At 46.6% G+C, this 12,019-nt stretch carries 8 protein-coding genes; 2 read left to right on the forward strand and 6 right to left on the reverse strand.

What is annotated here, in order from left to right:
- On the reverse strand, nt 1–2,686 hold a 2,686-nt coding region (locus DDR33_RS05630), incomplete at its 3' end, for a DUF5695 domain-containing protein (protein ID WP_109414780.1).
- 12 nt (nt 2,687–2,698) lie between these two features.
- Complete coding sequence (locus DDR33_RS05635) at nt 2,699–4,165, reverse strand: POT family MFS transporter (RefSeq protein ID WP_109414781.1); 1,467 nt, start codon at nt 4,163–4,165, stop codon at nt 2,699–2,701.
- Nucleotides 4,166–4,316: 151 nt separating this feature from the next.
- On the opposite strand from DDR33_RS05635, the gene DDR33_RS05640 reads away from it, so the two are divergent.
- Nucleotides 4,317–5,714: an aminopeptidase P family protein gene (locus DDR33_RS05640; RefSeq protein ID WP_109414782.1), complete on the forward strand. Its 1,398-nt coding sequence runs from the start codon at nt 4,317–4,319 to the stop codon at nt 5,712–5,714.
- A gap of 54 nt (nt 5,715–5,768) precedes the next feature.
- Here DDR33_RS05640 and DDR33_RS05645 read toward each other — a convergent pair whose 3' ends face one another.
- The 3 genes from DDR33_RS05645 to DDR33_RS05655 all read right to left on the reverse strand — a co-directional run bounded on the left by DDR33_RS05645 (nt 5,769) and on the right by DDR33_RS05655 (nt 8,731).
- Complete coding sequence (locus DDR33_RS05645) at nt 5,769–5,996, reverse strand: type II toxin-antitoxin system MqsA family antitoxin (RefSeq protein ID WP_109414783.1); 228 nt, start codon at nt 5,994–5,996, stop codon at nt 5,769–5,771.
- Nucleotides 5,997–5,998: 2 nt separating this feature from the next.
- Nucleotides 5,999–6,283, reverse strand: coding sequence for a DUF4258 domain-containing protein (locus DDR33_RS05650; RefSeq protein WP_109414784.1), 285 nt, complete (start codon nt 6,281–6,283; stop codon nt 5,999–6,001).
- Between the two features lie 93 nt (nt 6,284–6,376).
- Complete coding sequence (locus DDR33_RS05655; RefSeq protein WP_238387681.1) at nt 6,377–8,731, reverse strand: S9 family peptidase; 2,355 nt, start codon at nt 8,729–8,731, stop codon at nt 6,377–6,379.
- 74 nt (nt 8,732–8,805) lie between these two features.
- Here DDR33_RS05655 and DDR33_RS05660 point away from each other — a divergent pair, with 74 nt between their 5' ends.
- Nucleotides 8,806–10,581, forward strand: coding sequence for an aminopeptidase P family protein (locus DDR33_RS05660; RefSeq protein WP_238387682.1), 1,776 nt, complete (start codon nt 8,806–8,808; stop codon nt 10,579–10,581).
- On the opposite strand, the gene DDR33_RS05665 is transcribed toward DDR33_RS05660, so the two are convergent.
- Nucleotides 10,578–12,017, reverse strand: coding sequence for an APC family permease (locus tag DDR33_RS05665; RefSeq protein WP_109414785.1), 1,440 nt, complete (start codon nt 12,015–12,017; stop codon nt 10,578–10,580). The two genes, DDR33_RS05660 and DDR33_RS05665, sit on opposite strands and share 4 nt — an antisense overlap.
- Nucleotides 12,018–12,019 lie beyond the last annotated feature (2 nt).

A 12,019-nucleotide genomic window follows, 5' to 3' on the forward strand; every position in this document is an offset into this window, starting at 1 on the left:
CCATTCTCGCCCCATTATTTCCCAAGGGCACTTTATAAGCTTCTCGTTCCTTCACAAAAGACCCAACCGGGCTGAATCCTTTTTTCCCTGCTTCCAGTCGCAAATAAGCATCCGGCGTAAATTCATTTCCAGCTTCTAATTGAAGCCAGAGCTTTCCCGTTTCCGGATCGAACGATACAGCATGGAAACGGCCTGCATCAAGTGTCAGCCAAAGCTGAAGCGGGGCGATAAACACTCTCGATTTTCCGGCAGTTGTTATCGTTACATCGATCCGGTTGCCATTCTTTGTCAGGTTGCCTCCGAAACTTAACCAGCCGAGAGCAGGATCGTGCGTGATATAGGTGCCGCTGTTCACCGCATAGCCAAAGAAATTTGATCCGTAATCGCCGGAGAGCCCATCGATAGCGAGAGTGGAAGGATATGAATGAAAAGCAGCCGGCCCGAATCCATCTTCCGTAATATTGGATACAGAACCAAGCAAACCGCCCTGTCCCACCCGTAAAAGATAAAGATCATCCGGCTTTCTCCGGAATTCCTTTAAAACGGGAATTGCATTAAGCCCTGATCCGTAATGATGAAGCTGCCTTTCCACACGCTGCAGCTTTCCGCCGTACAGGAAATCCCAATACCGTCGCGCACTTCCGTTATACCCCCAGTGGGGCACAGTGGGCATATAGGCCAGAATGGCATTCATGGTAACATCCGCTTTTGCGTGCTGGCCGAAATAGTCGGACCACATGTAAACCTCCTCCTGCCCGGTAGAATCCCAGGGCATTTCACTCCCAAATGGATATTTCAGTGAGGCCCATACATCGGCACGTTTCCTCATCACCGCCTCCAGTTCAGATGCTTTAATGGTCTGTCCCTCGTGTTTAAGATCCTGAAGGATCAGCAAAAAGACGGTTCCCTCCATTTGTCCAAACTGGGCATAGTGGGGAGCAAGGCGCACCATGGCGAGCGAGGTCTGAAAGGCATTCTCCAGATACCATTCCCAGGTATTGGCGCTGACAAGCCCTTTATAATTTCTTGCCAGCCGGTACAGCACCCACCAGGCAGCAGCAACATGAGGGTAGTTATAAGAGCGCCCCACTGATTCCGCTTCCTTTTGATTCCAGGCAGACCATGTTTTATAGTTTACCGTTTCACTGTACGTCCCCGGGGGCATTTTCTCCGGTTCATAATAGAACATACTTTTTCTTACTCCATATTTCCTGTCCCCTTCGTTGAACTGAATACCGCCCCAGAGAGTACTGCCGGCAAAGCGCTCCAGCTTTTGGATTTCTTCCCTGTCGGGAAGTACCAGTTGCTTCATGACAGCCCCGAGCCAACCTCCTGCTCCCCCTTCGTCACTTAAACCTGCAATCCAGGCACGGCTGTCTTCCGTCACCTGCATTTTCTTTTCGTAGTCATAACTGATCACAGACGGGCTTCTTTTAAAAGGGTCATCCGGCTTTTCCAACCACTGTTCATGCATCAGAAATCTTCCAAAGCCTGCTACCAGCTGTTCCTCCGGCTTAATAATTTTATAATGGATGCTCTGCTTCAGTCCATCGGCGTAAGTGATGGTCACTCTTGCCCTGCCCCGGATCTTACCGGTGACAGAGAACTGCTTCCATTGCTTATTACCAGCCTTCTCCATTCTCAGCTCCACTGCTCCCTCCGGTTCAACTGCAATTGCCTTTATGTTGCTCTGATGACTCAGAAATAGTTTAGCATTCACATCCTCCGGTACAACATATCCCGGCACTCCCACTGCAACCGGACGTCTCTCCGCTCTCAGCTTATTTTCAATGCCCCTGACCGAGTCAGCCAGAACAAAACGGACACCGTAACTTTTGGATTCCCCCGGCTTCAGTATTGACGACGTCGGCCGGTTCCACTGCTGCACACCCTTCCAGTCTGTTTCCGCAAAGGCCTTGCTGTGTACCATCCACTCATGGAATCCTTCAAACGCAATGCCCCGTGGAGTGGGATCCTGAAGAAGGGGACTATAAGCTTCAAATCCGCTTCCCGGCAAAGGAAGCACCAGTAACACTTTTCCTTTTCCGCTGAGGCTTGCCACCTGCAGATAACCGGCATCCATACCTAAGTAAGGATCAAAGAAAAAGTTAGAGGCATGGGCATCGTCCAAAGATTTTCCTTCGAGGATATTATTAAAGATCATCGGGATTCCCAGTCCTCCAATTTCAACAGCCCCGTTGCCCTTGTTGCTCAGTTCAAACCTCAGCACCAGGTCTTTTCCCCGCACCTCCCAGTACCTTTTAACGGACACCGGGATATCATCCGGGAATACAGACGAAAGATCAGCGGCAGCCAGCACTGAACCGCCGGCGGCCAGGTTTTTCACAGGTGCCCTTTTTTCGGCCGATGAGCCACTCCTCCACTCTTGCTTCCCTTCGGGTCTCCAGCGAAGCGTAAGGTCACCCAGGTGATACATTCCGTCTTTGTCCCTTTTCTCCAGCCTTTCGCCGGGCGTAAAGTCAGCTCCTCCTGCAGCGGGACTCAATGATGCAGCGGTTTGTGATGACTTCACAAGCCTGAGATTAAAATTAGCGGTATGAAGCCCGGTATACCCGGCATCTAAACCTAATGTAGATGGTTTCTGTGCGATGCGGTCCCAGGGCGACTGCGTGTAACCGGCGAGAGAACAGAAAATAAGTAAGAGAATGGTTGTAGTAGTTTTCATATAATAAAACCTTTATTGTCCGTGCGCCTGACTGGCGACCAGTAATTCGTCTTCATCAGAAGGTTCGGTTGACGGCTTTTTTTCATCGAGGAACGGCGATACCAGCAAATAAATCACGATCGTAACGGAAAGTAATCCTATAAAAAACCAATAATAGGTGGCCCCCTCCAGCCTGGAAAAAAAACCTCCATTGGAGATGCTGCTGTTTACAAATGCGGTGAACAGATTACCAAGTGCCGTGGTAAGAAGCCATAGAGCCGTCATGGTGCTCTTCATTGATTTTGGAGCATTTGTGTATGCATATTCAAGTCCCGTTATAGAGACGAGCACTTCAGCAGCCGAAAGGATAATATAAGCAGCTATCTGCCACCATACCGTAGGATGTCTTCCCTCGTCTATCGCTGTCTGTAAGAACGCGATAATGACAAAGGATAATGCCGTGAGCACCAGGCCGGCTCCAATCCTCCTCAGGGGCGTGGTCTTCAGGCCTGCCTTATCTAATAACGGATAAACGCAATAATTGAATATCGGGATAAAAACAAGTAAGAAGAAGGGATTTACCGTTTGAATCTGTTCCGGCAATAGTTCAAAGCCCAGGACGTGACGGTCGAGTTTCGTCGCCTGGAGCACCCATTCAGAGAGGTTTTGATCCCACATTGACCAGAAAACCGGGATAAAGCAGAAAAGGGCGAGAATACGGTACACCGACTTTACATCCTCTACCTTCCCGGGAACAAACTTCTGCTTGGCCACGTCGAGCCATAACTGCCCCTTTACCTTTTTGCTCCTGTTGAAAAAGGCGTAGACAGAAATAAAGACAAAGTTGTTCCTGTTAATGCCCGAAGGGGGAACTCTTTTGTATCTTTTTCTCCCGGCGAAAAAGACGACTGTTGCAAGCGCCATAAAGATGCCGGGAACGCCAAACGCCCACTTTGCACCGTAGTTTGCGTAGATCAAAGGAATTAAGATCGTGGAAAGGACAGAACCTGCATTGATGCTGAAATAAAACCAGCCATAGATCTTCGACATCAGGTGGCTGTTCGACTCGTCAAACTGATCGCCAAGATTCGCCGAAACACAAGATTTAATTCCACCAGCACCGATTGCTATCAGGACAAGCCCGTATTGAAACCAGGTAAGATCATCTTCAAAGAGTGCCAGAAAAAGGTGCCCGAAGCAATAAACAACGGAGATGTAAAGAATGACCTTGTATTTGCCAAAGAACCAATCGGCTGCTATTCCTCCCACGAACGGAAGCGCGTACGCGAGCGAAACGAAGAAATGCGTGGCCTCATTCGCCTTTGCCTCGGCAACGGCTTGCATTGAAGGATTCATGGACGGGTTGAAAAACTGGGCGACAAGAAACGTCGCCAGGATAGAACGCATTCCGTAAAAGCTGAAACGCTCCGCCCCTTCATTTGCAATAATGAAGGGAATGCTCAGAGGCAAGCGGACATTTCTCTTAGTTATTTCAGGCATGACATAAAAATCAAGTTAAAATAGCGATATGAATTGCCGGATATTTGCTTCCTTGAACAATATTTTAGCTTCTTCCCGTTTCACTGAGTCATTTGCTCTGTATTAAAGGCAGCATTTTGTAATTTTACCCATTCAAGGAACTTATTAAACCATGTTTAGCAGAGAAACATATATACAGCGGCGCCAGCAATTAAGGGCCCAGATTTCATCAGGGATCCTGCTTTTTTTAGGAAATGAAGAAAGCCCGATGAACTATCAGGACAATGCTTACCATTTCCGGCAGGACAGCTCATTTTTATATTACTTCGGTATAAGTGATCCGGGGCTTGCTGCTATTATCGATCTTGAAGAAAACACGGAAATAGTATTTGGCGACGAGATGAGCATTGACGATATCGTCTGGATGGGACGACTTGAAACATTGAGGGAAAAATGTGCAAAAGGAGGAATCGATGCAGTGCTGTCTTCAGCCACCCTAACTAATGTGATCGAAAACGCACTAAAGAAGAAACGCATCATTCATTTCCTGCCGCCCTACCGGGGGGAAAACAAAATAAAGCTCATGCAGCTGCTCGGCACACCTCCCGACCGCAGCAGGGAGCTGGCATCGGTTGAATTTATAAAAGCTGTTGTTTCACAGCGTTCCATTAAGACTGATGAAGAAGTCACGGAGATTGAGAAAGCTGTAAATATCTCAGCAGACATGCATCTTACCGCAATGCAGATAGCCCGTCCGGGATTGACGGAGAACGCAGTCGCCGCTGCAGTTCACCAGGTTGCTTTGAACGGTGGCGGGAATATCTCCTATCCGATTATCCTCACTGTTCATGGAGAAATTTTGCACAACCACTTTCATGGAAACGTGCTTGAGGAGGGACATATGATCCTGAATGATTCTGGTGCTGAGACCTCAATGGCCTATTGCGGAGACCTGACACGGACATTCCCTGCAGGGAAGTCGTTTACTCAAAGGCAAAAAGACATTTATAATATTGTGCTGAAAGCAAAGGAAGAAGCTGCTGCCTTGCTAAAACCAGGCATGCGCTTTCTTGACGTTCATATTCACGCCTGCCGGACCCTTGTTTCAGGGCTGAAGGATCTCGGCCTGATGAAGGGAGACACAACCGAAGCCGTCGCCGCAGGCGCTCATACGATGTTTTTCCAGTGCGGCCTGGGCCACATGATGGGCATGGATGTTCATGATATGGAAGATCTTGGAGAGGAATATGTAGGATACAATGACTCTCTTAAAAAAGAGAAAAAGATATTCGGACTTAAATCGCTTAGACTGGGTAAGGAACTTCAGGACGGATACGTGCTGACCGTTGAACCCGGAGTTTATATCATTCCGGACCTGATTGATCTATGGAAGGCAGAAAACAAATATGCTGACTTCATCAACTACAATTTACTGGAACAATACCGTGATTTTGGAGGCATCCGGATTGAAGATAATTACGTTATTACCTCCGGCAGCTCCCGCCTTCTTGGCAAACATCTGGCCAAGACGGTTGAAGAGGTGGAGGAGATACGGAAAGCAGCTTATTAAGTTGTAAGTAATAAGTTGTAAGTTTTAAGACCGGGAACAGCGGTTTAATATATTTCAGGCAACCTGCAAATTCACGACTTCCAATTCAGAACCTTTCGCTACCGCGTCTTTTCCTTTCTGCAGGACAAGGCGCGTCGTTTCTTCTGAAAGATAATAATGTCCGCAGTTGACACAAACCTCGGCAGGCACATTTTTAATTAACAGGATTGTATTCTTTTTTTCTAACGTCACTGTCACAAAGCCAGGCTCTGTAATTCCATTTTTGCATAATGCACATTCCATAATCAGCTCCTTTTTTTTCTAAATGAAGAATCCCATAAATCCTTGTCAGGCTGGTAAACAGTCACTATTATACATTTGTTCTTCTTGTCGTCTTTAGCAAGGACTACATGCAAAGGACGCATATTCACAAAGCCTAATAACAGATAACTGGGATATGGCCTGTCATATAAGTACTCGTTAATGATTTCACCCTTATTAATCACGGTGCTCACATCCTCTGTAGCTATATCCCGCTTAAACATTTGTATAACGGAATGATCGCTATAAACAATGCTACCGCAGTTCATTTATTAAAACATTTAAACAACAAATTTACTAATTAAATGGAACCTCACACCATCCCCCTTTTCTCAAACTACAAGAAAGTACTTTCATCTCTGCTACTTCCCCACTACTTCCCGGCTGTTTCTTTCAGGGGGGGAAGCTTTTAAGAGATGGCGGACGAAAAAGTCCCGTTTCTTCCGTCTTCCGTAGGGGCCGCCGTCACTGTGTCCCAGTCCGGGGACGGTGAGAAGATCGAAATCCTTATTAGCTTTGATAAGGGCGTCCACTACACGATAGGTAGATTCTGGCGGAACATTAGTATCTGCCTCTCCAACGATCAGGAGCAGGTTCCCCTGAAGTTTGGAGGCATTGGTAACATTTGATTGCGCTTCGTAGTGCTTCCCTACAGGATAGCCCATCCATTGCTCATTCCACCATTGCTTGTCGACCCGGTTATCATGGCAGCCGCAGGCAGAGACAGCGGCTTTGTAAAACTCAGGATGAAACAACAGAGCTCCCAGGGAGTTCTGTCCTCCGGCAGACGTTCCATATACTCCGACCCTGCTAATGTCTGCCTGCGGGTACTTTTTAGCCATCGCCTGCATCCAGAGAATGCGGTCGGGGAAACCCGCATCCGCGAGGTTCTGCCAGCAGATATCATGGAAGGCTTTCGAACGGTTGGCCGTCCCCATTCCATCGATCTGAACAACTATAAAACCGAGTTCTGCCATACTTTGCATTTCACTCGCGGGCAGAAAACTTTTAGGCACAAATGAGTCCTGCGGTCCTGCATAAATATTTTCAATAACCGGATAGCTTTTCTGGAGATCCATATTAGACGGCCGGCAGATCACTCCCCATATATCCGTTTTCCCGTCGCGGCCCTTTGCAACAAAGACCTCTGGCAACTTCACTCCGGTTGCCTGCAGGGCAGAGATATCAGTTCTTTCAATCTCCATTATTCTCCTCCCGTCTGCAGTTCTTCTGAGCTCCGTCACAGGAGGAACATTAACCTGCGAATAGGTATCGAGGTAATAAGTCCTGTCGGGAGAAAAGGTGACAGAATGGTTCCCTTTGTCAGGCGTGAGGCTAACCAGGTTCTTTCCGTCGAAACCGATACGATAATAGTGAATAAAATAGGGATCTTCGCCTTCATTCATTCCACTCGCTTTAAACCAGATTTCCCTTTTCTTACTGTCCACGCTATCAATATCCCTCACAACCCAGTTTCCCTTTGTCACCTGCCTTTTCTCTTTGCCGGTTAATTCATCCACAAGGTAGATATGTCTCCATCCGTCCTTTTCCGTAATCCAGACAATTTCATGTGTATCCGGAAGATAGCGGGTATAGATCCGCTGTTCGTAAATGAAAGCCGGGGTCTTCTCGTCAATGATATTCCTCGTATTGCCAGTTTGAGCATCTACCTCAACTACCCGGAAACGCTGATGTCCGCGGTCTACTTTTTCATAAGTAAAATACCGGCTGTTACCCTTCCGCCAATGGAGTTCGGGCACTCCAAAGAAATCGATCTTTTCCGCATTTACCTTGATTACTTTTTTGTCTTCAATGCGGCCTGCATACATTTCATAGCTGGTAAACTCATCTCCCGGCTGTGCATATTTCTGAGATTTAAGTACCCCACGTGTGGTACCTGGTTCTGAGGTAGAAACATAATATACTTCTTTTTCCTCTTTAGGGTCAATCCGGTAAAACACCAGTGTTTTACTGTCGGGACTCCAGAAGAACTCGCCATAAGGCCTGGCCCCTGTTCCATCTTCCGTAAATTGCACCTCTTTTCCATCCAGCGGCTTTATCCATATATTTCCATCTTTAACAAAAGCACTCCATTTTTTATCCGGAGAAACAGAATCTGTCTTCGGGTGCATCCACCTTGAGCGCCTTCTCTGAAGAGGTCTTGCAGGTTCATACCTGGAATAATCCTGGTTCTCCACTTTCTTGCAGGCCCACGAAGAGAGATCACATTCAAACCAGTTATCGGCTTCCTTTATCCTGAGATGTTTGCCATCTTTACTAAAAACCAGTTCATTGAGCTGTAACTTAGCAGCGTCGTGTTCAATCCCGCTTGCTTCAGCCAGTGCCCGGGCAAGTTTACGATGATCGAAGGCAGGTCTTTTTTCACCTTTTGCTGCATCAATGAAGATGTACTCATAGTGACCGTTTTTAAGCTTATTCTGGTACCAGAAAGCATTGTGAGTCAATTGCCAGTTGGGCACCACGTAAGATTTAAATACAGCTTTCTTCAGTGAACTGTCAAGCCGGGCTGCCCGCTGGTAGGATTCAGACACCTCCCTGCTATCCGGATAATAGGAAGCAAGTGGTTTCTGTTGCTGTGTATAAGCTGATAACGACGATATTAAAAGCGCTCCGAGCGCCAGCAAAAAGAAAGTAGGACGGATCATAATATTTCTCTGCGAAAGATCATAAAAATATGCTTTATAGCATGGCAACATTGTTCCGATATTATCAGATTATAGCCGAAGATTAACCACTGTTTTCCATTTTGCCTTCACCTTCGTAGATTAGTATGATTATGACGTTCGAAGAGAAACTGGCAGCAATAAGAACTGCAATGAAGCAGCAGGGTATCGATGCTTATATCATCCCCTCCTCCGACCCCCACACAAGCGAATACCTTCCTGAGCATTATAAATGCCTTCTTTTTGTCTGTGGTTTTACGGGATCACAAGGCACACTGGTGATAACCGAGGATTTTGCAGGTCTTTGGGCTGACTTCCGTTACTTTGAGCAGGCTGAGGATCAATTGAAAGGAAGCGGATACCAGCTGGTAAAACTTAAAGTACAACATACGCCTGAATATATCGACTGGCTTTTTGAGAAGCTCCCGGAAGGGGCTGTCGTAGGTTTTGATGAGGCTCTGCTTTCGGTAAACCTCGGCAAAAAACTAAAAAACGACCTTTCCTCTAAAAGGATTACGCTGAAAAATGCAGATCTGCTGTCATCAGTATGGTTAAACCGCCCTGCTCTGCCGTCAGGGAAAGCTTTCATGATAAAGGATGAGGATGCAGGTCAAAGCGTAAACAGTAAACTCGAAAGTGTAAGAACGGAATTAAAAGGATTGAAAAGCGACTACCTGTTTATTTCTGCGCTGGATGAAGTAGCATGGGTGTTTAACCTGCGGGGGCACGATGTGCCATTTAATCCTGTCGTATTAAGCTTTGCGTTGATTGGTGCCGGCTCAGCGACTCTCTTTATTGATCCCTCTAAATTGGATGATAAATCTCAATTGTCACTTCATTCAGCCGGGGTAGAAGTTTTGAATTATAACGCGGTAAATAATGCCTTGCTCTCTGTTAAGGGCTGCACTGTTTTTATTGATCCCGCAAGGATCAGCTATTTCCTCTTTAAAATCATAGAGCAGCACAGCAGGATCAATGAAGGGATCAGTCCGGTTGCGTTTCTTAAAGCCAGAAAAAATGAAACCGAAATAAAAGCCATTAAATCCTATATGGTGAAAGACGGAGTGGCGATGACGCGTTTCTGTAAATGGATAGAAGATAACATAGGCCGGATACAGATCACAGAACTGTCGGCGTCCGAAAAACTAAAAACGTTCAGAGCAGAACAGGAAGGTTTCGCCGGAGTAAGCTTCACTACCATCGGAGGCTATAATGCTCATGCCGCCCTCCCTCATTATACCCCATCGCCTGAAACAGATACAGAACTGAGGGCTGAAGGTCTTTTTCTTGTAGATTCAGGAGGGCAGTACCACTACGGAACGACTGATATAACCAGGATGATCCCGCTCGGGCCGGTTTCGGAACAAGCAAAAACAGACTATACACTGGTTCTAAAGGCATTGATTGAAGGCACCTGCCTCAGTTTTCCTAAGGGCACCTGCGGATATCAGATCGACTCAGTGATCAGGAAGCCGCTTTGGGAATACGGTATCAACTATGGGCATGGTACCGGTCACGGAGTCGGCTTCTATCTGAATGTTCACGAAGGACCTCAAAACATTGGTCCGGCCAATGTGCCGGTAGCAATTCAGCCGGGCATGATCACTTCAATAGAACCCGGCATATACAGACCGGGGCTCCACGGCGTAAGAATCGAAAACCTGGTACTCGCAGTGCCAGACAGAATCACCCCCTTTTCCGAATTTATCAGGTTCGAAACTGTAACTCTAGCTTATATAGATACCAGTCTCGTCAGGAACGAACTGCTGGAACCCCGTCATATCAAATGGCTGAACGACTATAACGAACAGGTATATCAGGAACTTGTACCATTTTTAACGGCAGAAGAGGAAGAATGGTTAAGAGATAAAATAAGCCCCTAACCCTCGTTTTCAAAGAGCATTGCCTGCTCCGGATTTCTCCCTTCAAACCAGCGGATAATATAATAAACCGGGATTCCGGACAGTGTTATGATCAGTCCCGGCCAGGTATAATTGGGCTTATAGATAATCAGCAATGTACAGAATGCAATTCCCATTACGATGTACAAGACAGGCAATACCGGATATCCGAAAGCCCTGTAAGGCCTTTCCGCATCGGGCCGCTTTTTACGAAGGATGAAGATGCCGATAATCGTCAGCATATAAAATACCACTACTACAAAAGAGATCATGTCGAGCAGATCGCCGTATCTGCCGCTCAGGCACCAAAGTGACGCTACCACACACTGCAGCCACAATGCAATGCCCGGAACCGCCTTTTTGTTCAGTGTACCCACTTTTCTGATAAAAAGCCCGTCTTTCGCCATAGAATAGTATACCCTGGCACCCGACATAATGATACCATTATCACAGCCAAAAGTTGAGATCATGATCATCACCGCAATAATGATGGTTCCCGCCTGACCAAATATCACATGGGAAGCAGCTACTGCAACCCGGTCACGCTCAGCAGAGGCTATTTCATGCATAGAGAGAACGCTCGTATAGACCACATTCATAGCAATATAGATGATCGTCACGATAATTGTTCCCAACGCGAGGCTCAGCCCGATATTACGCCTGGGTTTTTTAATTTCGCCGGCAATAAACGTTACGTTGTTCCACGAATCACTACTGAAAATTGCCCCTACCATGGAAGAGGCTATAGCGCCGAAAACGGCAATGCTCACATAACTTTCCGTACTCCCATCCGGATTTAACTTATGGATGTCCCATATATTGGTCCAGTTGGCCTCCCATACTTCCGGTTTCAAAGCAAAAAAACCGAACACTATAAGTCCCAGCAGGCTCAGCAGTTTGGTCATAGTAAAAACAGTCTGAATGATTTTCCCGTTATTGACACCTCTGGTATTGATATAAGTAAGCAGGGTAATTACCAGAATTGAAAGTAATTGAGCCGGTGATATCCTTAAAAATCCGAGATCAATTGCTACATCATTTTCACTGAATACGGGAAATATATATGCCGTAAACTTTGCAAAGGCGACTCCCACCGCAGCAATCGTAGCGGTCTGAATAACGGTAAAAAAACTCCAGCCGTACATAAAACTGATCAGAGGATTGAAGGCTTCTTTCAGATAAATGTACTGCCCGCCCGCCTTCGGGAACATGGCACTGAGCTCTCCGTAACTAAGGGCAGCTGTAAGAGTCATAAAACCAGTGATCAGCCACACCACCATCATCCATCCGGCGCTTCCTACATTCCTGCTGATATCAGCACTCACAATAAAAATCCCTGACCCTATCATGCTGCCCGCAACAAGCATGGTTCCATCTATCAGGCGTAATGATGGTTTGAAAGCGGTGTTTTCACTCATAA

Source organism: Pararcticibacter amylolyticus (assembly GCF_003130405.1).
GTDB lineage: Bacteria > Bacteroidota > Bacteroidia > Sphingobacteriales > Sphingobacteriaceae > Arcticibacter > Arcticibacter amylolyticus.